This is a genomic window from Luteimonas deserti (assembly GCF_013425765.1).
GTDB classification, from domain to species: Bacteria; Pseudomonadota; Gammaproteobacteria; order Xanthomonadales; family Xanthomonadaceae; genus Luteimonas; species Luteimonas deserti.
Genome location: NZ_JACCJZ010000008.1, coordinates 57,621 through 80,258, shown reverse-complemented (window position 1 = coordinate 80,258; position 22,638 = coordinate 57,621). Strand labels below are relative to the sequence as shown.

Here is a 22,638-nt window from a genome sequence, read left to right as displayed (position 1 = left end):
CAGGCATCCGCCCGGCACGACGACGGCTGAAGCGCGTGCGTGCCGCCGGCGGCACGCTGTCCGCGGCGGGCCCGGGCAGGCGAAAATGCGCACCTGGCCGGGACGTCCGGCGCACGACGGCTATCGATGAACGCTCCGACCCTGGTCTCCCCCGACGAAATCCGCCACCTGTTCGCCCAGGCCATGTCGCGCATGTACCGCGAGGAAGTGCCGCTGTACGGCGCACTGGTGGAACTGGTCGCCGAGGTGAATGCCGCGTCCCTGGCCGCCGATCCCGCGCTGGCCGGACGACTGGCGCGCAGCGACGGGCTGGACCGGCTGGATGCCGAGCGGCACGGCGCGATCCGCGTGGGCACGCCCCGGGAACTGGCCACGTTGCGGCGCATGTTCGCGGTGATGGGCATGCATCCGGTTGACTACTACGACCTGGCCGTGGCCGGGGTGCCGGTGCACGCCACCGCCTTCCGGCCGCTCGATCCGGCGTCGCTGGCGCGCGATCCGTTCCGGGTGTTCACGTCGCTGCTGCGCCTGGAGCTGATCGCCGACACCGCGCTGCGCGACGAGGCCGCGGCGATCCTGGACCGCCGCGCGATCTTCACCCCCCGCGCGCTCGCACTGATCGACCGCGCCGAACAGGCCGGCGGCCTCGATGCGGACGAGGCCCGCGCGTTCGTCGAGCAGGCGCTGGAAACCTTCCGCTGGCACAGCGAGGCGACCGTGTCGCACGCGACCTACCAGGCGCTGCTGTCCGCGCACCGGCTGGTGGCCGACGTCGTGTGCTTCCGCGGCCCGCACATCAACCACCTCACACCGCGCACCCTGGACATCGACGCCGCGCAGCGCGCGATGCAGGCGCGCGGCATCGACGCCAAGGCGGTCATCGAGGGCCCGCCGCCGCGGCGTTGCCCGATCCTGCTGCGCCAGACCAGTTTCAAGGCGCTGCAGGAAGAAGTGATGTTTCCGGCCGAGCACCGGGCCGATGCCGGCACCCACACCGCCCGCTTCGGCGAGATCGAGCAGCGCGGCCTCGCCCTGACGCCGAAGGGCCGGGCGCTGTACGACCGGCTGCTGGCGCAGGCGCGCGAGACCGACGGCGCGGGCAGCACGGCCGGCGACTACCCTGCGCGCCTCGCGCAGGCCTTCGCCGCGTTTCCCGACGACGAGGCCACGCTGCGCCGCGAGGGCCTCGGCTACTTCCGCTACGCGCTGACCGCCGACGGCGAGGCGGACCGGGCGGCCGTGGCCGGACTGACCGCCGATGCCGCGATCGAGGCCGGTCTCGTGCGCGCCGATCCGGTCGTCTACGAGGACTTCCTGCCGGTCAGCGCCGCAGGCATCTTCCAGTCCAATCTCGGCGGCGACGAACAGCGCGCCTATGCAGCGCAGGCCAACCAGGCCGCCTTCGAGGCGGCGCTGGGCGGGCCGGTGAACGATGCATTCGCCTGGTATGCGCAACTCGAGCAGGCCTCGCTGGATGCGCTGGGGCTGACCCGCTGACGACGGCTCCGGCGCGGGATCGACGCGTGGCGGCCGACATGGGCCGCACGGGACGGATCCCCCGCAGCTGCATGTGTCGCCTTCGTGGCGCGCCGTGGGCGGCGGATGACGAGCGGTGATCAGGGCGGAGCGGCGGCCGTGCCTGCGCCTGCCTGCCGCAGGCGTACGCGCGCTCCCGGCGGCGGACCCGCGCGCGGAAACGCCGGACGGGGCAGCACGGTCGCCGTGGAATGCCGGGGCGGTTTTCCGGTGTCGCCCGCCGCATCGGCGCGGCCCGGTGAGGCATCCACCGGATTGCGCACGCGCGCACGCGGTGCCGGCTACAGCCAGCCTTTCTGCCGCGCCAGGCGGTAGGCCTCGATGCGGTTGCCCACACCGAGCTTGCCGATCGCCTCGGACAGATAGTTGCGCACCGTGCCGTGCGACAGGTGCAGCCGGCCGGCGATCTCGGCCGCGCTCATGCCCTCGCCCGCGAGCCGCAGCGCCTGGCGTTCGCGGTCACTGAGCGGGTCCGGTTCGCTCCAGGCGTCCAGCGCGAGTTGCGGATCGAGCGCCCGCCCGCCGCCCTGCACGCGGCGCAAGGCGTCGGCGAGCTGTTCCACCGGTGCGTCCTTGAGCAGGTAACCGGCGACGCCCGCGTCCAGCGCACGACGCAGGAACCCGCTGCGCGCGAAGGTGGTGACGATGACCACGCGCACGGCCAGACCATGCCGCTGGATGCGTTGCGCGAGCTCGAGACCGGTCAGCCCGGGCATCTCGATGTCGGTGACCAGGATCTCCGGCGCGAGCCGCTGGAGCTCGCGCCAGGCGGACTCGCCGTCGCCGACGCTGCCGACCACCTCGATGTCCTCCTCGAGATTCAACAGCGCCGCCAGTGCCCCGCGCAGCATCGCCTGGTCTTCGGCGAGCAGCACGCGCAGGGGGGCATCAGCGGTCGGCAGGCGGTTCATCCGGCGACGTTAGCAGCCACGCGCATTCGCGGCGACGCGGCGACTCAGGCGGCGGCGCCGTCCAGTGGCACCTGGGCTTCCACGCAGGTCCGGCCGGCATGCGAATCGATGCGCAGCGTGCCGTCCACCGCCGCGAGGCGCTCGCGCATGCCCGACAGCCCATGGCCGGGCACCATCGCGCCGCCGCGCCCGTCGTCCACCACGCGCAGCCGGAGCCGGCCGTCCACCCGGTCGAGTTCGACCCGCGCCGCGCGCGCACGGGCGTGACGTTGCACGTTGGTGACGGCTTCGCGCAGGACCAGGGCGACCGCGCATTCGCGCTCGGCGGTCAGCCCGCCGTCGAGCGCGGCCTCTCCGATCGTCACGTCCAGTCCGATGCCGTCCGTCTCGAGCAGCAGACGCGCGGAGGCGAGCTCGGCAGCGATGCCCGCCGCACGGATGCCGCTCACCGCCTGCCGCATCTGGGCGAGCGCGTCGCGCGCGATGCCGCCCACCTCGCCGATCTCGCGCGCGGCCTGCGCCGCGTCGCGGGTCACCAGCCGAGCCGCGAGGTCCGCTTTCAGGGCGACCATCGACAGCGTGTGCCCGAGCAGATCGTGCAGGTCCCGGCCGATCCGCTCGCGCTCGGCCACGGCCGCCAGCCGCCTGACCTCTTCGTGCGAGAGCCGCAGCGCGCAGTCCTGGGCCTGCTTCAATCGCTCCACGTGCACCAGGATGCCGATCACCAGCGTCGTCAGCGGCATCCACGCCAGCGCCGTCCACGGGTAGCCCAGCCAGCGCGCCCAGCCCACCAGCAGCAGGTTCAGCACGGCCAGCAGCGCGAGGTAGCGCCACAACGCACTGCGGACCAGTGCGCCCATGAAGATGCAGCCGAAGACGAAATAGCTCAGCCCCGAGACGTACCAGGGCAGCAGCGCGATGCACAGCACGATCATGCCCAGCGCGCACCACGGCGCGCGCCGCGGCGACAGCAGCAGGGCTCCGCAGAACAGCACGAGGAACAGCGGGTACGAGAGCAGCGTCAGCAGCCACCAGCGCAGGTCGTAGCCCTGCGGCGAGAACGCCGGGACCACGAACACCCACACCGACCACATGGCGTGGATGTATTCGCCCCATGCCGGCCGCCCCTGGCGCAGGGCCGCACCGAGAACGGAGTCCGGCGCCGGGCGCAGCCGGCGTGCCAGCCACGGGGGCACCGGCGCTCTCAATCCAGCGCCACGTCGTCGAGTGCGAACTCGAAGGCGCCGGGTGTGCCCGCGGTCCAGGCGATGCCGCGGACGCGGCCGAGATCCGCGCCGCGGAAGTCGGCCAGCGGCAGGCGCACTTCGGTCCAGTCCGGCCCGGCCACGAACGGCAACACCGCCGGCAGCGCATTGTCCGCAGGGCCCGAGAACAGCATGGCGCTGTAGGTACGACCGTCGCCGCGCACCCGGAACACCAGCGACGTGCGTGCCGACAGATCGACCGGCTCCATCGGTTTCGCAGCCGGGAAGAACATCATCCCCGACCAGGGATAGGCGAAGCCCGGCCGCACCTCGCCACGCACCAGCAGGGCGCCGTCGGTCACGGAATGGTCCACCGTCGACGCGCCACCGGCCATCTGGTCGGTGGTCGTCGACCAGCTGCCGTAACGTGCCGACAGGCTGCGCGCGAAATCGCTGGCGAGGCCCGCTGCGGGCGAAGCCGTGGTGTCGTCCCCGGCGGCCGTGGACGTATCGAGCGCGACGGGCCGCCCGTTCTTCCAGACGGCCACGATGTGCCGGGTGCGAGTGATGTCGCGCAAGGGATCGCCATCGACCAGCAGCAGGTCGGCACGATGGCCGGGCGCGATCCGGCCGCGGTCGGCCAGGCCGAAGCGCGCGGCGGGCAGCGACGTCGCTGCCGCCAGCGCCTGCGCCGGCGACAGCCCGGCCTGCACCAGCAGCGCGAGCTCGCCGTGCAGGCTGGCTCCCTGCGCGGTGCCCGGATTGGGAGCATCGCTGCCGGCGAGCAGGGTGACACCGGCCGCATGCAGGGCGCGGACGCTGGCGATCGCGTCGGCCAGACGCCGGGGTTGCGGCGCCAGCGGGAACGGCGCCTCCAGCGTGCCGCGCTGCGTGGCCGACAGTCGTGGCGCGACCGCCGGATCGGCCGCGAGTCGCGCACCCTCGCCGGTGCCGGCCACCGAGGCGATCACCACCAGGGTCGGAACGACGAAGGCATCGCGACGGGCGATGTCGCGGACGAAGGCCGGATCGGCCGGCGCATCGTCGAACACGTGCACCAGGCCGTCGACACCGGCGTCGAGCACGGCCCGGGCGCTGTCCAGGGTCGAGACGTGGGCGACCGCGAGGCGCGACCGCGCGCGCGCCGCGGAGACGGCGCTGCGCACCTGCGATGCATCCAGGCTGGGGATGCGCCGGTCGCCGTAGCCACTCATGTCCTCGACAATGATCTTGATGAAGTCGGCGCCCTCGTCGATCCGCTCCGCCGTGAAGGCCTCGACATCGGTGTCGGCGCCGACCGCGGGCACCGGAAAGCCGTACTGGGTGCCATGACCGCCTTCGGCGGTGACCGCGGTGCCCGCCGCCCACAGATCGGCCTGGCTCGCATTGCCCATGTCATCCCGCTGGGCGCGCAGGCCCGCGGCGCGCCCGCGCACGCCGTGCATATCGAGTCCACCGGTCACGCCGAAGCGCAGCATGTCGGCCTGGGCGTCGCCCCAGGCGTGGACGTGGGCGTCGATCAGTCCGGGCAGCAGGGTCCTGCCGGCACCGTCCACGACGGCGATGCCGTCGGGGATGTCCGGATCGCGGCCGACCGCTTCGATGCGGCCGTCGCGCACCAGCACGGTACCGCGTTCGATCACCTCCGCTCCGTCGAAGATGCGCACGTCGCGGATGGCGAACGCGCCCGCGTCGCCTCCGGCGTCAGCGGGCGCCACCGACGGCGCGGACGCGCGCGTCTCCATCGCGAATGCAGCACCCACCGCGGCCACCAGCGTGGCCACCGCGAGCATGTCCGGCACGCGTGCGCGCCACCCGTTCGCCTGTCGTCCCATATCGCGATCTCCTTTCATGAAGCGCATGCAGCGCATGCGCGGACCTCACCCCACCCGCGCGAACCTGCGCTGCGCGAGCACCGAAAACGCCACGCCGACCCCGAGCAGCACGCCGGCGTGTCCCCACATGCTTCCCGCGCCGCCCTGCCCCACCACCTGCAACGCGACCTGCGCCAGATGATAGGCCGGCCACAGTGGCGCGAGTTGCGCCAGCCACGCCGGCAGCATCGAAAGCGGCAGCCACAGGCCGGACAGGAACGCCATCGGCAGGAACACGACGTTGACCACCGCCGGCGCGCCGTTGGCGCTGCACACCAGGCCCAGCCAGAGACCGATCGCGCAGAACGGCAGCGCGCCCAGCGCGGTCACGGTCCACAGCAGGGCCCACTGGCCCGGCGCCAGACTCACGCCGCCGAAGACGCTTCCGAGCAGCGCCAGCTCCAGGGCGATGACCAGCGAGAACGCCATCGCGATCAACAGCCGCGGAACGATCCAGCCGCTGGTGCGCGCGGGCAGCGCCCGGCGCAGGGCCAGGTAGCCGCGCTCCCGGTCGATGGCCACGGTCACGGCGAACCCGAACAGGCCTGCCCCCAGCGCACCGAACACACCGTAGGTCGCCAGCAGGTAACGGGCCGCCTCGCCGCCGCCGCGGCCGCCCATCAGCAGGCCGAACATCGCGTAGAACAGGGCCGGGAACAGCAGGGTGGGAATGATGTACATCGGCTCGCGCAGCAGACGCATGGCCTCGCACCGCAACTCGATGGCGAGGCTGCGCCAATGCGGCGCGCGCGACGGAGGGGGCGTCGTGACATCGACGGTGGTCATGCGGCCTCCTGCAGGTCCGGCGCGTCCCCGCCGGTCATCGCGCTGAAGGCTTCGGCGAGGCCGGCCCGTCGCACGTCGAGCCGGTCGAGGTGCGGGTCGGCGTCGAGCAGGCGTCGCACCACCGCCTCCGCATGGTCGACCAGCAGATCGAGAGCGCCGTCCTCGTCGAGCGCAGCCTGGTGCACGCCCGGCCAGGCCGCGACGTCCTCCGGCGCCAGCGCGCTGCGACAGCGCACCCGGCCCTGGGTCACCCGCGCGCGCACCTCGGCCACGGTGCCGCTGGCGCGGACCCGGCCGGCATCGATCACCACGACGCGGTCTGCGAGCGCATCGGCCTCTTCCAGGTAGTGCGTGGTCAGCAGCACGCCGACGCCCTCCTCGACCAGCGAGCGGATCGCCCGCCACACCTGGCGTCGCGCATCGATGTCGAGTCCGGTCGTGGGCTCGTCGAGAAACAGCAGCTGCGGGCGACCGCACAACGCGAGTGCGAACTGGACCCGGCGCTGCTGTCCACCCGACAACCGTCCGTAGCGGCGCGGCAACAACCCGTCTAGGCCGGCGAGTGCGACGCAGTCGGCCACGCTGCGCGGCGCTGTGTACCAGCTGCGGGTCAGCGCCAGCAGCTCGCCGACCGTCAGCCGGTCGGGCAACTGCGCCTGCTGCAGCATCACACCCGTGCGCTGGCGTGCGGCGGGCGCCCCTGGCGGCAGGCCGAAGACACGGACGCTGCCGGCATCGGCGGGCTGCAGGCCCAGCAGGATCTCGATCGCGGTCGACTTGCCGGCACCATTGACGCCGAGCAGCGCGGTGACCCCGCCCGGCGGCAGGACGAGATCGAGGCCGTCGAGCGCCTGTACGGTGCCGCGACGCCGGCGCACGCCGTCCAGACGTGCCAGTGGGCCGGGTGGGATGGGATCTGACGTCGACATCGGCGAACTCCTGGTGACCGGACACCAGTGTCCCGGCCCGCCGCACAGCACGGCAGGCGCGTCTGTCACATCCCGCACATGACAGTCGTCAGGTGTGGCGCGGCGAGCGAACGCGCAGACTCGTGCCCTCGACGCGGCGCCATCTGCTGACTTCCGGCAGGTTGGAATCCATGCCGGCCGCCGGTCACACTGGGCCCGGCTTCTCCATCCAAGGTTGCGATGAACACGAACGCCGATCTGCTCAACGAACTCCGCATCGACCGCAAGGCGCCGCCGGAGCCGCGCTCGCGGCGCGGGCTGTGGATCGCCGTCGCCGTGGTCGTGCTGCTGCTCGTGCTGGCCGCCGGCTGGGCGCTGTTCGGGCGCGACGGCGGCGTCGAGGTACGCACGGCCCCGGTGGTGGCGATCAGCGCGGGCGGCGCGACGGCTTCGGTGCTCGACGCGACCGGCTACGTCGTCGCGCGGCGCACGGCGACGGTGTCGTCCAAGATCACCGGCCGGGTGCGCGAGGTGCTGATCGAGGAAGGCCAGCGCGTCGAGGCCGGCGACGTCATGGCCACGCTCGATCCGATCGACGCCGATGCGCAGCGCAGCCTGTCGGCCTCGCAGCTCGCCGCCGCCCGCAGCCAGACCGGCAGCGTGCAGGCCCAGCTGGCCCAGGCGGAAGCCGATGCGACGCGCCTGGCCTTGCTGGTCGATCAGCAACTGGTGTCGCGCTCGCAGTACGACCAGGCCGTCGCCCAGCGCGATGCGCTGCGCGCGCAGCTGCTCACCGCGCAGCGCAATGCCCAGGTCGCGTCCGCATCGCTGGCGATCGCCGATCTCGGCGTCGACAACACCGTGGTGCGCGCGCCGTTTTCGGGCGTGGTCACCGCCAAGGCCGCGCAGCCGGGCGAGATCGTCTCGCCGCTGTCGGCCGGCGGCGGCTTCACCCGCACCGGCATCGGCACGATCGTCGACATGGATTCGCTGGAAGTGGAAGTCGATGTCGGCGAGGCCTTCATCGGCCGCGTGCAGCCGAAGATGCCGGTCGAAGCGACGCTCAATGCCTACCCGGACTGGAAGATTCCCGCCGAGGTCATCGCGATCATCCCGGCCGCCGACCGTGGCAAGGCGACGGTCAAGGTGCGCATCGCGATCAAGGAAAAGGACGCGCGGATCGTGCCCGACATGGGCGTGCGCGTGAGCTTCCTCGAGGCGCCGAAGGCCGAGGACGCGCAGCAGCCGCGCGGCGTGCGCGTGCCGGGCGCGGCGATCGTGCAGCGCGGCGGCGTCGACGTCGCCTTCGTGCTCGGCGAGGACGACACCGTGTCGCAACGCGAGCTGCAGACCGGCATCGCGCTCGGCAACGACCGCCAGGTGCTGTCGGGCGTCAATGCCGGTGACACCGTCGTGCTCGACCCGCCCGAGGCGCTGGCCGACGGCGCGAAGGTGCGCATGGCGTCGGGAGACGCGCGATGAGCACGCACCGCGGCCGGTGCCGGCCCTCGTTCACCTACTGAGCAGCAGACCCCCCGTGCGCCGTCGCGCACGCACCCATCACTCCGGAGCGCGCCATGTCGTCCCTCGTCAGCATCCGCAACCTGCACAAGACCTACCAGCGCGGCCCGGAGAAGGTGGACGTGCTGCACGGCATCGACCTCGAGATTCCGCGCGGCGATTTCGTCGCACTGATGGGGCCGTCGGGTTCGGGCAAGACCACGCTGCTGAACCTGATCGGCGGTCTGGACACGCCCACTGCCGGCGAGATCGAGATCGAGGGCGAACGCATCGACCGGATGAGCGCCGGCCAGCTGTCGAACTGGCGCAGCCGCCACGTCGGCTTCGTGTTCCAGTTCTACAACCTGATGCCGATGCTCAACGCGCAGAAGAACGTCGAGCTGCCGTTGCTGCTCACCTCGCTCGGCGCGGCGCAGCGCAAGCGCAATGCGGAGATCGCACTCACCCTGGTCGGCCTGGCCGAGCGGCGCACGCACAAGCCCAATGAACTCTCCGGTGGCCAGCAGCAGCGCGTGGCGATCGCCCGCGCGATCGTGTCCGACCCGACCTTCCTGATCTGCGACGAGCCCACTGGCGATCTCGATCGGCAGAGCGCGGAGGAGATCCTCGGCCTGCTGCAGGAGCTCAACCGCGAACACGGCAAGACCATCGTCATGGTCACCCACGACCCGAAGGCCGCCGAGTACGCCACGCACACGATCCACCTCGACAAGGGCGAGCTGGTCGACACGCCCGTCGGCGCGCACTGACCCACCGCAACCGGGAGACGGCACGATGAAATACCTGTCGCTGGTGTGGGCCCAGCTGTTCCGCAGCAAGACGCGCACGCTGCTGACGCTGTTGTCGGTGGTGGCGGCGTTCCTGCTGTTCGGCATGCTCGACTCGGTACGTGTGGCGTTCAACTCGGGCGGCAGCGTCGACGGCGCCAACCGGCTGATCGTCGCCTCGCGGCTGTCGATCACCCAGTCGCTGCCGGTGCGCCTGCAGGCGGAGATCGAGGCGATCCCCGGCGTGCAGCAGGTGACGTACGCGATGTGGTTCGGCGGCATCTACCAGGACCAGCGCAACTTCTTTCCCAACTTCTCGGTCGCGCCCAATTTCTTCGACGTCTACGGCGAGTACGAGGTGCCGCCCGACCAGTTGCAGGCCTTCCGCGACACGCGCACCGGCGCAGCGGTCGGCGAGGCGCTGGCGAAGAAGTTCGGCTGGAAGATCGGCGACACGATTCCGCTGCAGGCGACGATCTTCCCGCGCGGCGGCAGCAACGACTGGCCGCTGGAACTCAAGGCGATCTTCCGCGCGAAAGACCGTAGCAATGTCGGCGCGGAGAACCAGTTGATGATGAACTGGGCCTACTTCGACGAGTCCAACGACTACATCAAGAACCAGGTCAGCTGGTTCACCGTGCAGCTGGCGAACGCCGACCAGGCCTCGCGCGTGGCCCAGGCCATCGACGCGCTCTCGGCCAACTCCGACCGCGAGACCAAGTCGCAGACCGAATCGGCGTTCCAGCAGGCCTTCGCCAAGCAGTTCGCCGACATCGGCCTGATCGTTACCGCGATCATGGGCGCGGTGTTCTTCACCCTGCTGCTGCTCACCGGCAACACGATGGCGCAGGCGGTGCGCGAACGCATTCCCGAACTCGCGACACTGAAGACGCTCGGCTTCACCGACGGCACCGTGCTGGTGCTGGTGATGGTGGAATCGGTGCTGCTGGTGGTGATCGGCGGGCTGGTCGGCCTGGGGCTGGCCGCGGCGATCATGCCCGGGGTCAGCGCGGCGAGCGGCGGCGTGATCGCGCTGCCCACGGTGCCGGTGCAGACCTGGCTGATCGGGCTCGCGCTGATGGTCGGCATCGGCATCATCGTCGGCGTGCTGCCGGCGCTGCGCGCGCAGCGGCTGAAGATCGTCGACGCGCTGGCGGGACGCTGAGGTCATGGCCCATCGCACTTCCTTCCGCTGCACGACCAACCGGATCGGACCGACATGAAAAGCCCCTGGCTCTGGAACCTGCTGTCGATCGTCGCGCTGGTCGTCGGCCTCGCGGTGTGGGTGCTGCTGCCCTGGTACGGCGTGCTGGCGATCGCGGTCGCCATCGCGCTGTGGCTGGTGCTGACGCGCGGCGGCCGGCTGGCCCTGGCGGCGGCGCGCATCGGCATCAGCAGCCTGCCGCAGCGCTGGGGCGCCTCATCGGTGATCGTGGTCGGCATCGCCGGTGTGGTCGGCGTGCTGGTGGCGATGCTGGCGATGGGCGAAGGCTTCAAGGCCACGCTCAACAGCACCGGTGACGACACCTCGGCGATCGTGCTGCGCGGTGGTTCGCAGGCCGAGACCAACTCGGTGATCACCCGCGACCAGGTGCCGCTGATCGGCACGCTGGCCGGTATCGCGCGCGACGCGCAGGGCCGGCCGCTGCTGTCGCCGGAGCTGTCGCAGGTGGTCAACCTGCCCTCGAGAGCGGACGGCAGCGACGTCAACGCGCAGTTCCGCGGCGTGGGCGAACTGGCCTGGGCGGTGCGCGACAAGGTACAGCTGATCGAAGGCCGCCGGTTCGCGCCGGGCCTGCGCGAGATCGTCGTCGGCCAGGGCGCGCGCAGCCAGTTCCGCGGGCTCGAGGTCGGCAACACGTTGACGCTCGGCAACCAGCAGTGGACCGTCGTCGGCGTGTTCGCGTCCGGCGACGCGCACGATTCGGAGCTGTGGACCGATGCCGAGACGCTCGGCTCCACCTACAACCGCAGCGCCTACCAGTCGATCACCGTGCGCACCGACGGCACCGCCGGCTTTGCCGCGTTCAAGGCCGCGATGGACGCCGACCAGCGCCTGAAGCTGGACGTCTCGACGACGCGCGACTACTACGGCAGGCAGTCCGGCCAGCTGGCGACGCTGATCAATGTGCTGGGCACGGTGATCGGCGCGATCATGGCGGTCGGTGCGGTGTTCGGTGCGCTCAACACCATGTACGCCGCGGTCGCCGGCCGCGCGCGCGAGATCGCGACGATGCGCGCGATCGGTTTCCGCGGATTGCCGGTGGTGGTCGCGGTGATGCTGGAAACGATGCTGCTGGCGCTGCTCGGCGGCCTGCTCGGCGGACTGCTGGCGTGGAGCATCTTCAACGGCTACAGCGTCAGCACGCTGGGCAACAACTTCAGCCAGGTGGTGTTCCAGTTCAAGGTGTCGCCCGAGCTGCTGTGGAACGGGCTGAAATGGGCGCTGGGCATCGGTCTGGTCGGCGGCCTGTTCCCGGCCCTCCGCGCGGCGCGTCTGCCGGTCACCGCGGCCCTGCGCGCCACATGAGCGATGCGACGCCCGGGACGCTGTCGAACGCCGAAATCGCCCGCGAGATCCAGGCGCTGCAGAAGCGCGCGTTCGAGCGCTACGAAGACGCGGCCCTGCAGGCCGAAGCCGATCCGGCGCGCGCCGACGCGATCTACGCGCGGGCCGAGCGCGACAGCGCGCCCTGGATCGCGCGCGCGGGCGCGCTCAACGCCGAGCGCGTCGCCCGGTATCGACGTCGCGCCGCCCGCTGGCGCCGCGCGGCCCTGGTCACCGGCATGGCCGGAACCGCGGTCGTGGCCTGGCTGGCCCTGCGCATGGTCTGACGCCGCGCGTCGGCGTCAGACCACGGGATCGAGCAACCCCGCCGCCTGCGCTGTGCGCAGGTCGGCTTCGGCGTCGATGTCCTGCCCCAGCTCGGGCGCATCGAGCAGGGCGAGGCTGTCGGCTGGCAGCGCAGCCAGCAGCGCGCCGAAGCCGCGGTCGCCGGACAGATGCCGCGCCTGCGCGAACAGCTCGGCCGCAAGGACGGCGGGAGCCCCGGGCGCCGCGCCGTGCAGCACCGCCGCGCAGCCCGAGGCGGCGCGTGCGGCGCCTTCGAGCAGCGCGCGCAGATGCGAGGGCGCCAGCGCCGGCTGGTCCACGCCGGTGACCAGCACCGGGCCATCGTGGGCCTGGAGCGCATGCCCCGCCTGGACGAGACTTGCAGCCAGGCCGCTGCGCCAGGCCGCGACGCGATGCAGCTCGACCGGCGCGACGCCGTGGAGCGCGGACGCCACCGTGTCGGCGTGACCGCCCAGCATCACCAGCAGACGCGCAGGCCGGGTCCCCGCGACCAGGCGCGCCACCCGGGCCACGAGTGCTTCGCCGTCGCGTCGCAACACCTGTTTGGGCTGGCCCAGGCGCGTGCTGCCGCCGGCCGCCAGGATCACCGCGGCATGCCGCCCGCTCATGTGGGACGGCCGTGGCGCCAGGCCTGCAGCTGGGCGGCGATGCTCAGGGCGATGGCCTCGGCCCCGCGTCCGCCCAGATCCAGCCCCACCGGGGCATGCAGGCGCCCCTGCAGCGCGGTGCGCACATCCGGCGCCAGAACGCGGAAAAGGTCATCGCGGCGGCGCACCGGACCGAGCAGGCCGACGAAGGGCACCTGCGCCGGAGCGAGCGCTGCGAGGGCTTCGAGATCCAGTTCGAAATTGTGGTGCATCACCAGCGCGGCATCGACGCACGGCGCCCCCGCGAGCGCCGCTGCGGGGTCGGGCACGAGGCGATGGACCAGGGCGCCGAGCGTCGTCCACGCCGACCGGCGTTCGGCCAGCGTGAGCCGCCAGCCAAGATCGCGCAGCAGCGGTGCCAGCAACGGTGTTTCCGGGCCGCCGCCGCACAGCAGCACGTGGGCGGGCGCGTCGATGCGCGGTGTCCACGCCGACGCCCCGTCCCACCCGACCGGCCCGGCCGGCATGCGCCAGGCCCGGCGCACCTGATCCACCGCCAGCGCGACGCCGCCGTCGCGCGCGATCGTCCAGTGCGCCGCCCCGCCGCCCGCGATCCAGGCGTGCAGCGGGATCGCCAGACCCGGCATCTCGCGCAGAGGCAGCAGCGCCAGCCGCAGCCGCCCGCGACAGCCGAGCGCCGAACCCGACAGCAGGGCGGCATCGTCCCGGGTATCGACCTCCATCCAGCCCAGCGTGCCGGTGTCCGCGCTGTGCGCTGCGCGCCGCGCGATGGCCGGCTCCAGGCACCCGCCGCTGAGCCAGCCGGTCCGCGCCGCGCCCGGACCGAACAGGGCCAGCCCCCCGGGCTGGGCATACGTGGAACCGTCGGTCTCGACCACCACCACCAGCGTCGCGGCGGCACCGGTTTCCAAGGCATGGCAGGCCGCGGCGATCACGGCGTGGATCGGGGCGGGGACGGGAACGGACAGGGTGGCGGCGGCAGGCATCCACGCCATGCTGCCGTAAACCGCGTCGTCGCCGCGCGCGCGATCCGCCGATGAACGGCGGCCGTCTGTCATCGCCCTGTCATCCCGTTGCGATAGCGCCCGGGCGCGCGGCCTCGCTAGCCTGCGCGGCCGCGTCCGGCCTGCCGCCATGATCCGTTGCATCGCTGTCGTTCTCGCCTGCCTGCTCCTGGCCGGCTTCTCGTCCTGGCCCGGCCTGTCGTCGACGCTGGCCGCAAACCTGGTCGCGCCGGCCGGTGCCTCGCCCCTGCTGCCCGCCGCGCGCATCGAAGCGGCGTACGCGCGTCTGCCCGATCGCAGCGGAACGGTGACCACGTCCGAGGGAGTGCCGGTGTTCTGGCGCGCACTCGATCCGGGCGACTACCGCATGGACTACGCCTGGACACGCGATGCCGGTGACGCGCACGCGGTGTCGTTCGAACTCGATTTCCAGACGCCGGCCACGCCCGCGCCGACGCCGCGTGGCACGGTGCTGCTGCTGCACGGCTGGATGATGGACGGCGGCTCCCTGCTGCCCTGGGCCCTGGCGCTCGGCCAGGCGGGCTACCGCACGATCGCGCTCGACCTGCGCAACCACGGCCGGTCCGGTTCCGGGCCATCGGGCTACGGCACCCGGGAGGCCGGCGACGTGGTCGACGCGGTCGCGGCCCTGCGTGCGCGCGGCGAGATCGTCGGCCCGCTGCACGTGTTCGGCGTGTCCTACGGCGCGGCCACCGCGCTGTTCGCGGCCGCCGATCCGCGGCTCGGCGCCTCCCACGTGGTCGCGCTGGAATCCTTCGACAATGCCGGCGCGGCCATCCGCGACATGGTGCCGCACATGCTGGAGGAGGATGCCGGTCCTCTGCGCGAGCGGCTCACCCGGCGCTGGCTGCGCTGGCGCATCGATGGGGGCGTGGTCGATGCGGCGATAGCGCGCGCGGGCGAGACCCTGGCCCTGCCGCTCGATGCGGTCGACGTCGGCGCCGCACTCGCCGATGTCACCGACGCCTGCGTGTTGCTGGTGCACGGCACGGCCGACCGGCACGTTCCGGTCAGCCACGGTCGTGCGCTGGCTGCAGCGGTGCCGCAGGCGCGCTATCTGGAGATCGCCGGCGAGGACCATCTCAGCCTGCCGATGCGCCTCGACCGTCTGGCACCCACCGTCGTCGACTGGTTCGACGCGCCCGCCTGTCCGCGCAGCGCGCTGGCCGCGCGCTGACGGCGCGCCTCAGGCCTGCTGGGCGACGATGCGCCTGCGCGCCTGGACGTAGCCGTCGACCGCGAACACCACCAGGCCGGCCCAGATGAAGGCGAAGCCGGCGGCGCGATCCGTGCCGAAGGCCTCGCCGAAGAAGAACACACCCAGCAGCAGCTGCAGGGTCGGGCCGATGTACTGCAGCAGGCCGATCGCGGTCAGCGGCACGCGGCGCACGGCGTAGGCGAAACAGATCAGCGGGATCGCGGTCAGCGCACCGCCGAGCACCAGCAGCACATCGGTCCAGCCGCCCCAGCCGAGGTTGAAGAAGCCGCCTCCGCCGCGCCATTCGAACCACGCCAGAGCGAGTACCGCCGGCCCGAACACGAACAGGTTCTCCACCCCCAGCCCCTGCACCGCCTCCACCGCCGCGAACTTGCGGATCAGGCCGTACAGCGCGAACGACACCGCCAGGCACAGCGCGATCCACGGAAAGCTGCCGTAGTTGAAGGTCAGCCAGAGCACGCCGCAGGCCGCCAGCACCACGGCGACCCACTGCGGCGGCGACAGCCGCTCGCGCAGGAAGGCGACGCCGATGACCACGTTGAGCAGTGGGTTGATGAAGTACCCCAGGCTGGTCTCGACCACGTGGCCGTTGTTGACCGCCCACACGTACAGGCTCCAGTTGCCGGCGATCAGCACGCCCGACATCGCCAGCATGCCGGCCAGCCGCGGCTGCGCCAGGATCTCGCGCAGCCAGCCCCGGCCCTGGCGCAGGGTCAGCCAGGCTGCGACGAGGATGGCGCACCACACCGCGCGGTGCAGCACGATCTGCAGCGACGGCACGTGTCGCAGCAGGTTCCAGTACAGCGGCATCAGCCCCCAGATCACGAAGGCCGCGATGGCGATCCACAGCCCGCGCCGGCGTTGTGCGGCGTCGATCACGCGCGCTCGCCGACGGCGACGGGCACGGGCCGTTTCACCCGGCCCAGGGTGATCGCCACCACTGCCAGCAGGATCACCGCCATCGCACCGAGATCGTTGACCTGGAACCGCTCCGACGCGAGCCACGCGCCGAGCAGGACCGCGATCGCCGGATTCACGTAGGCGTAGCTGCCGGCCAGCGTCGGGCGCACGTTGTGCAGCAGCCACACGTAGGCGGTGAACCCGATGATCGATCCGAACGTGGTGAGGTAGGCCAGCGACAGCGTGCCCTTGAGCGTCGGCATGGCCTGCAGGCGCTCGCCCAGCAGCAGGCCCGCGAGCAGGATCAGCACGCCGCCGGCGAGCATCTGCGCCGCAGCCGCCATGAACGGCGACGGCAGGTCGCGGCCCCGGCTCCAGACCGAGCCGTAGGCCCAAGCCAGCGGCGCGATCAGCAGTGCCACCAGCCCGGCCGGTGTCGCGGTCAGCGAACTGCCGGCATTGAGCCACAACACACCGGCGAAGCCGACCGCCAGGCCCAGCCATTCCAGCCGGCCGGGCCGGTCGCCGCGCATCAGCGAGAACAGCGCGATCCAGATCGGCGCCGAGGCCACCGCCACCGCCGCCAGGCCCGAGGACACGCTCTGCTCGGCGATACACACCATGCCGTTGCCGAAGCCGAGCAGCAGGATGCCCATCGCCAGCAGGGTCTTCCATTGCGACCAGGTCGGGGCGGGCACGCCGCGCAGACGCAGCACCGCGTACATCAGGCCGCCGGCGACGATGAAGCGTGAACCCGCCATCAGCAGCGGCGGATAGCCGCCCTCGAGCGCGAAGCGGATCGCCAGATAGGTGGAGCCCCACACCAGATACACCGCCGCCAGCGCGAGCGCGACCGACAGGACCGAGGCAGAACGGGACACCGGCGCGACGCTCATGGGAGTTCCGTGAAACAGGACGAAGACGACCGCGCACGCGGGACCGGAATTCTACGCCGGCATCCTCGTGCACGACCGGAACACTGGTGTTGCAACGGCATGGCGGTCGCAGGCGCCGGGCCCACCTCGGTGCGTGCCCGGCGACCCGGTTGGACGAGGGACATCACGCCGCCGGGCTCACGCGACGGCGCTGCGGCCGACATCGCGAAGGCCGAGGCGGCGGGGAATCGGCGACCGGCGTCGAGGCGCCTGCGCGCAGGCGCACCCGGACTCCATGGGACGCGCGCGTTCGGCAGCGCCGCTCGGACTTCGCGCCGGCACGCGACGATGCCAGTGCGGCACCGTTCCCGGCCGCGAAGCCGCGCGGCCCGAGATGCCGACGGAGTGACGTGTGCGGCGGAGGCGATTCCGGTGCGTGCCCGCCGCCCCGCCCGGACGACGGACATCGCGCCGCCGGCTTCACGCCGGCGCCCCCGGCCGACGTCGCGCAGGCCGAGGCACGGACGGATCGGCGATCCGCGTAGGGGCCCGTGCGCCCAGACCCGCCCGGATCGATGAAGCTGGCGCGCCGGTGCCGGTGCGGCGATGTCTCCGGCCGCGATGCTGTCGGCCCGAGACGCCGGGTCGACGGCATGCGCACCGGAGACGATGTCCGCGCGTGCACACCACCGGATCGGAGCGGGACTGGAGCGCGAACACACCGGAGCGGCAGTTTTTCTGGCAGGGACGTCGCGCGGTCCGGCGCGGCGGCGGGAGGACGACGGGATGGCGGGATGGCGGGATGGCGGGATGGCGGGATGGCGGGATGGCGGGATCATGCTCCGGCCCCGCACGCAGGCGACGGCCGAATCCGAGCGCGGCAATGCCGCTGCGGCTGTCTCCGTGCCACCGGCCCTGCGAACACTGAAGCCGCGGCCGGAAGACGCGATCCACGAGGCGGGCCTAAGCGCGAAGGCGCGAGTGCGACCGGGATGGGATCGACGCAAGACCGTCGCGGTCGGGACGACCGACTGCGGCCCAGGCCCGCCAGCGCAGCCTCGCACCCCGCGGCCTCTGGATGCCTCTTGCGATGATCCCGGTGTCCTGCAGCGCGGGGACCGCCCGGCGCCCGCGATGCGCGGTCGTGATCGGACCCGCCCGCAGCCCTGCCGGCTGGCTGCGCTCGTGTCCTCGTGCGTAAATCCGGGTGGACGCCTGCTCGCGCTGCTCGACCGGCGGGCGCGCCACTCGCCTGCCGCATGCGCGTGAGCGCCTCCGCGCCACGGCCACGCGGGCGTCCGGTGCGTCGTGCGACGCGGACCAGACGCGCGCCGCGACGGCGCGCTTCTGCCTGCGTGATGAGAATGTCGGCCGCTGCCGGGGTGCGCAGAGGCGAGCCCGCGTCACGCGCCCGCGCGTGCCCGCAGATTTCCCAAAACCTGCAGGGCCGGTATCACGGCGTCATCCAACACGGAAAAACCGCCCCGACGACGCGGCGGTTCCTGGTGACGCTGCAGACGCGACTCAGCGCGCCCAGCGACCCGGCGCGGTGGACACCGGCAGCACCGCCGCCGACAGCTGGCGGTCGTTGTTGAGCAGGCGCACGGCGTCGGCGAGGATCGCCGCCGATTCCCGCAGCAGCGGGTCCGGACGCTCCTCGGCCGCCTTCTCCAGACGATTCTGCTGGGCGATCGCACGCTCGCTGGCCTGCAGCCCGTCGTCGTCGGAGTCCTCCGCCAGCGGGTCGAGATCCAGACCCAGCGCGCGACGTTCTTCCTGGCGCGCCTGGCGACGCTCGGTCTGGCGGTCACGCTCGGCGCGACGCTCGGCCTCGTTGAGCGAGACGAACTTCTTCTCGCGCTCGGCCCGGAACTCGGCGATGTCCTCGGCCCACCAGACGAACTCCTTGTCGGTCGCGACGCGGGCCTGATGCGAGGTCTCGAGCTTGGGCAGGAGCGACGAGAAGTCGCCGTACTGGGTATGCGGCACCGCGGCGATGCGCGTCCAGGGCAAGGCGTTGTCGTAGGTGCTCTCACCGAACTCGGTCGCGTCCACCGTCACCGGGAACCGGATGTCGGGTTCCACGCCCTTGTTCTGGGTGCTGCTGCCACCGGGCAGGAAGAACTGCGCGATGGTGAGCTTCACCTGGCCGTAGCGCTGCGACTCGTTGGCCGGCCAGCGGTCGAGGTCCACCAGGTTCTGCACGGTGCCCTTGCCGAAGGTGGTCTCGCCGATGATCAGACCACGTCCGTAATCCTGGATCGCACCGGCCACGATCTCCGATGCCGACGCCGACCCGCGGTTGATCAGCACCGCCAGCGGGCCGTCCCAGGCCACGCCGGGATCGCGGTCACCCTGCACGCCGACCCGGCCGCCGGACTCGCGCACCTGCACCACCGGGCCCTGGTCGATGAACAGTCCGGTCAACTCGACCGCCTCGTTCAAGGAGCCGCCGCCGTTGTTGCGCAGATCCAGCACCACCCCGTCGACCTTCTGCTGCTTGAACTGCTCGAGCAGGCGGGCGACATCGCGCGTGGCCGAGGCGTACTCGCCGTTGCGCGTGCGCCGGCCCTCGAAGTCCTGGTAGAACGCCGGCAACTTGATCACGCCGATCTGCTTGTCGCGGCCGCCGGGCGTGTCGGCCGGCAGGGTCAGGGTCTGCGCCTTGGCCGCCTGCTCTTCCAGACGCACGCGGGCGCGAGTGAGCGTAATGCGCACCGGCTCGCTGTCGAGCGTGGCCTCGGCCGGCACCACGTCCAGGCGCACCTGGGTGTCCTTCGGGCCCTTGATCTTCTCGACCACGTCGTCGATACGCCAGCCGACCACGTCCTCCATCGGCCCGCTGGTGCCCTGGCCGACGCCGACGATGCGGTCGCCGGGCTTGAAGCGGTTGCTCATCGCCGCGGGACCACCGGCGATGACCTCGCGGATAACCACCACGTCGTCCTGCTTCTGCAGTTGCGCGCCGATGCCTTCCAGCGACAGCGACATGTTCTGGTTGAACAGGCGCGCGGCACGCGGATTGAAGTAATCGGTGTGCGGATCGATCGTGCCGGTATAGGCGTTGAGGAAGCTGCTGAAGGCATCCTCGCCATTGAGCGAGGCGACCGTGTTGCCCATGTTGAGATAGCGCCGGTCGAGCGTCTTGCGGATCTCGTCGGGTTGCTTGCCGGCCAGCTGCAGACGCAGCCAGTCGTTGCGCACGGACTGCCGCCACAGGGTGTCCAGTTCGCCCGGGTCGGCCGCCCACTCGGCGTCCTTGCGGTCGTATTCCCAGCGGTCGCTGCCGCTGAAATCGAAGATGTCCTGGCCCAGCAGGTCGCGCGCGTACTGCGAGCGTTCGGCCACACGGGTCTTGTAGAGCGCGAAGATCTCAAGCGCCGGCGCGATGTCGCCCTCGCGCACCGCCGCCCCCATCCGCGGGCGCAGCGCCTCGAACCGGGCGATGTCCTGCGCGGTGAAGAACAGCTTGCCGCCGTCCAGATTCTCGAAATAGCGGTCGAAGACCTCGCCCGACATCGCCTGGTCCATCGGCCGCGGGCGATACGCATACCGGCTGTCCGACAGCAGGCCGTAGACCAGTTTGGACGCCGCCACCTGGTCCACGCTCGGCGCGGCCGGCACCTCGCCGACGGCATCGGGTCGCGCCATGAGCGCCAGCGGTACGGCAAGCGCAAGGGCGATCACGGAGGCGGAGACGACGCGGGAAGCTTTCATGCGGGGTCCTGGGAAGCGGATGCGGGGGATCATGCGACAAGCGTTCGAGACTGTCGCGTGCTCCGACGCCTCGACAGTGCCGAAAGTTTCAACGGCATGTGCATTCGACTCTAAAGCCCCGGCATGGCCCGGGCGTGAACCGCGACCCGCCGCGGGTGCGCCCGGCCGCCGGCGCTCAGGCAGCGGCGACGCCGGCGCCCATCGCCTGCTGGTCGGCGTGGTAGGACGAGCGCACCAGCGGCCCGGAAGCGACGTGGCTGAATCCCAGCGCCATGCCGTAGTCCTCGAGCGCCTTGAACTCCTCGGGCGTCCAGTAGCGCAGCACCGGATGGTGATGCGCCGACGGCTGCAGGTACTGGCCGATCGTGACCATGTCGACGTCGTGCGCACGCAGGTCGCGCAGGGTGCCCTGCACCTGCTCCATGGTCTCGCCGAGGCCGAGCATGACGCCGGACTTGGTCGGCACGTCCGGATGCTGGGCCTTGAACTTCTTCAGCAGATCCAGCGACCACTGGTAGTCGGCGCCCGGGCGCACGTTGCGGTAGAGGTCGGGCACGGTCTCGACATTGTGGTTGAACACGTCGGGCGGCGCGTTCCGGAGAATCTCCAGCGCGCGCTCCATGCGCCCCTTGCCGCGGAAGTCCGGGGTGAGGATCTCGATGCGGATCTGCGGCGACTGCGCGCGGACCTCGCGGATGCAGTCGACGAAATGCTGGGCGCCGCCGTCGCGCAGGTCGTCGCGGTCGACCGACGTGATCACGACGTACTTCAGGCCCATGTCGGCGATCGTCGAGGCGAGCTTGAGCGGCTCGCTGGCGTCCGGCGGCTTCGGCCGGCCGTGGGCGACGTCGCAGAACGAGCAGCGGCGGGTGCAGACCTCGCCGAGGATCATGAAGGTCGCGGTGCCGTGGCCGAAGCATTCGTGGATGTTCGGGCAGCTCGCCTCCTCGCAGACCGTCACCAGGCGGTTCTCGCGCAGCTTGGCCTTGAGCGCGGCGACCGCGCCGTTCGACGGAATGCGCACGCGGATCCACGAGGGCTTGCGCAGCACCGGGGCATCGGCGAACTGCACCGGCGAGCGCGCGATCTTGTCGCCCGCGACCTGCTTGACGCCGGTCTGCAGCGACGGCGCCGGCGGCGCGGCGAGCACCTGCAGCGGGATCGATTTGTCGGCGGGGCGGGACATGGCGGGCCAGGCGGCGGGCGGACGGCCATTGTAGGCCCCGGCTCCGGCAGTGTCTTGCCGGAGGCCGGGGACACTGCGTGTCATTCAGCGCTGTCGGGCACCTGCGCAGGTGCGTCCGCGAGTGCCAGGCCGAACTGGTCCGCCAGGTGGCCGAGCAGCGCGTCGGCCACGGCGTCGAGCGAGGATGGCCCGCCGAGATCGGCGAGCGCGACCACCGGCAGATCGGCGTAGCCGCAAGGATTGATCCGCCGGAACGGCGCCAGGTCCATCGCCACGTTGAAGGCCAGGCCGTGGAAGGTGCAGCCGCGGCGCACGCGGATGCCGAGCGCGGCGATCTTGGCATCGTTGACGTACACCCCCGGCGCGCCGGGACGGCGTGCGGCTTCGATGTTCCAGTCACCGAGGGTGTCGATGATCGACTGTTCGATCCGACAGACGTAGTCGCGCACGCCGATCTTCAGCCGCGGCAGATCGAGCAGGGGGTAGACCACCAGCTGGCCCGGGCCGTGGTAGGTCACCTGTCCACCACGGTCCACCTGCAGCACCGGGATGTCGCCGGGCGCCAACACGTGTTCCGGCTTACCCGCCTGCCCCAGGGTGAACACGGGCGGATGCTCGACCACCCAGACCTCGTCCGGGGTATCGGGACCCCGCGTATCGGTGACGTGCTGCATCGCGCGCCAGACGGGCGCGTAGGGGCGCAGGCCGAGCCTGCGCACCTGCGCTGCACGCCGGCCCATGGCGGC

19 protein-coding genes are annotated in these 22,638 nt (G+C 71.8%); 7 read left to right on the top strand and 12 right to left on the bottom strand.

Going from position 1 to position 22,638, the window contains the following annotated elements; all coding sequences use genetic code 11:
* Positions 1-126: 126 nt before the first annotated feature.
* The gene (gene hglS / locus H0E82_RS03270) at positions 127-1,497 is read left to right on the top strand and encodes a 2-oxoadipate dioxygenase/decarboxylase HglS (RefSeq protein ID WP_180543686.1); all 1,371 of its coding nucleotides are present in this window, start codon (positions 127-129) and stop codon (positions 1,495-1,497) included.
* Positions 1,498-1,817: 320 nt separating this feature from the next.
* Here hglS and H0E82_RS03265 read toward each other — a convergent pair whose 3' ends face one another.
* Genes H0E82_RS03265 through H0E82_RS03245 form a run of 5 tightly spaced genes read right to left on the bottom strand, consistent with a single transcriptional unit; the run spans position 1,818 to position 7,241 of the window.
* Entirely contained in the window at positions 1,818-2,447 is a 630-nt protein-coding gene (locus H0E82_RS03265) for a response regulator transcription factor (protein WP_180543684.1), read from the bottom strand.
* 44 nt (positions 2,448-2,491) lie between these two features.
* Positions 2,492-3,643, bottom strand: a complete 1,152-nt coding sequence (locus H0E82_RS03260; protein ID WP_328796951.1) for a sensor histidine kinase — start codon at positions 3,641-3,643, stop codon at positions 2,492-2,494.
* A gap of 8 nt (positions 3,644-3,651) precedes the next feature.
* On the bottom strand, positions 3,652-5,487 hold the full coding sequence (locus H0E82_RS03255; RefSeq protein WP_180543682.1) for a CIA30 family protein: 1,836 nt from the start codon (positions 5,485-5,487) through the stop codon (positions 3,652-3,654).
* Positions 5,488-5,532: 45 nt separating this feature from the next.
* Positions 5,533-6,312, bottom strand: coding sequence for an ABC transporter permease (locus H0E82_RS03250; RefSeq protein ID WP_180543680.1), 780 nt, complete (start codon positions 6,310-6,312; stop codon positions 5,533-5,535).
* Entirely contained in the window at positions 6,309-7,241 is a 933-nt protein-coding gene (locus H0E82_RS03245) for an ABC transporter ATP-binding protein (protein WP_180543678.1), read from the bottom strand. Before H0E82_RS03245 ends, H0E82_RS03250 begins: the two co-directional genes overlap by 4 nt.
* 219 nt (positions 7,242-7,460) lie before the next feature.
* Here H0E82_RS03245 and H0E82_RS03240 point away from each other — a divergent pair, with 219 nt between their 5' ends.
* From H0E82_RS03240 to H0E82_RS03220, 5 genes are all read left to right on the top strand, one after another.
* Positions 7,461-8,702, top strand: coding sequence for an efflux RND transporter periplasmic adaptor subunit (locus tag H0E82_RS03240; RefSeq protein WP_180543676.1), 1,242 nt, complete (start codon positions 7,461-7,463; stop codon positions 8,700-8,702).
* Between the two features lie 95 nt (positions 8,703-8,797).
* Positions 8,798-9,490, top strand: a complete 693-nt coding sequence (locus H0E82_RS03235) for an ABC transporter ATP-binding protein (RefSeq protein WP_180543674.1) — start codon at positions 8,798-8,800, stop codon at positions 9,488-9,490.
* Positions 9,491-9,515: 25 nt separating this feature from the next.
* The gene (locus tag H0E82_RS03230) at positions 9,516-10,673 is read left to right on the top strand and encodes an ABC transporter permease (protein WP_180543672.1); all 1,158 of its coding nucleotides are present in this window, start codon (positions 9,516-9,518) and stop codon (positions 10,671-10,673) included.
* A gap of 54 nt (positions 10,674-10,727) precedes the next feature.
* Positions 10,728-12,038 (top strand): ABC transporter permease, encoded by a 1,311-nt coding sequence (locus H0E82_RS03225; protein WP_180543670.1) that lies wholly within the window; start codon positions 10,728-10,730, stop codon positions 12,036-12,038.
* A complete protein-coding gene (locus H0E82_RS03220) occupies positions 12,035-12,343 on the top strand; it encodes a hypothetical protein (RefSeq protein ID WP_180543668.1) in 309 nt (102 codons plus the stop codon). Before H0E82_RS03225 ends, H0E82_RS03220 begins: the two co-directional genes overlap by 4 nt.
* 15 nt (positions 12,344-12,358) lie before the next feature.
* On the opposite strand, the gene H0E82_RS03215 is transcribed toward H0E82_RS03220, so the two are convergent.
* Positions 12,359-12,970 (bottom strand): nucleotidyltransferase family protein, encoded by a 612-nt coding sequence (locus tag H0E82_RS03215; protein WP_180543666.1) that lies wholly within the window; start codon positions 12,968-12,970, stop codon positions 12,359-12,361.
* Positions 12,967-13,965 (bottom strand): XdhC family protein, encoded by a 999-nt coding sequence (locus H0E82_RS03210; RefSeq protein ID WP_235974154.1) that lies wholly within the window; start codon positions 13,963-13,965, stop codon positions 12,967-12,969. Before H0E82_RS03210 ends, H0E82_RS03215 begins: the two co-directional genes overlap by 4 nt.
* Before the next feature lie 139 nt (positions 13,966-14,104).
* On the opposite strand from H0E82_RS03210, the gene H0E82_RS03205 reads away from it, so the two are divergent.
* Complete coding sequence (locus H0E82_RS03205) at positions 14,105-15,172, top strand: alpha/beta fold hydrolase (protein ID WP_180543664.1); 1,068 nt, start codon at positions 14,105-14,107, stop codon at positions 15,170-15,172.
* Between the two features lie 9 nt (positions 15,173-15,181).
* On the opposite strand, the gene rarD is transcribed toward H0E82_RS03205, so the two are convergent.
* The 5 genes from rarD to lipB all read right to left on the bottom strand — a co-directional run bounded on the left by rarD (position 15,182) and on the right by lipB (position 22,632).
* Positions 15,182-16,093 (bottom strand): EamA family transporter RarD, encoded by a 912-nt coding sequence (gene rarD / locus H0E82_RS03200; protein WP_328796950.1) that lies wholly within the window; start codon positions 16,091-16,093, stop codon positions 15,182-15,184.
* Entirely contained in the window at positions 16,090-17,010 is a 921-nt protein-coding gene (yedA, locus tag H0E82_RS03195) for a drug/metabolite exporter YedA (RefSeq protein WP_180543663.1), read from the bottom strand. Before yedA ends, rarD begins: the two co-directional genes overlap by 4 nt.
* Before the next feature lie 1,503 nt (positions 17,011-18,513).
* A complete protein-coding gene (locus H0E82_RS03190; RefSeq protein WP_180543661.1) occupies positions 18,514-20,706 on the bottom strand; it encodes a carboxy terminal-processing peptidase in 2,193 nt (730 codons plus the stop codon).
* A 175-nt stretch (positions 20,707-20,881) separates the two neighbouring features.
* Positions 20,882-21,892 (bottom strand): lipoyl synthase, encoded by a 1,011-nt coding sequence (gene lipA, locus H0E82_RS03185; RefSeq protein ID WP_180543659.1) that lies wholly within the window; start codon positions 21,890-21,892, stop codon positions 20,882-20,884.
* Positions 21,893-21,972: 80 nt separating this feature from the next.
* Complete coding sequence (lipB, locus tag H0E82_RS03180) at positions 21,973-22,632, bottom strand: lipoyl(octanoyl) transferase LipB (RefSeq protein ID WP_180543657.1); 660 nt, start codon at positions 22,630-22,632, stop codon at positions 21,973-21,975.
* Positions 22,633-22,638: the final 6 nt, after the last annotated feature.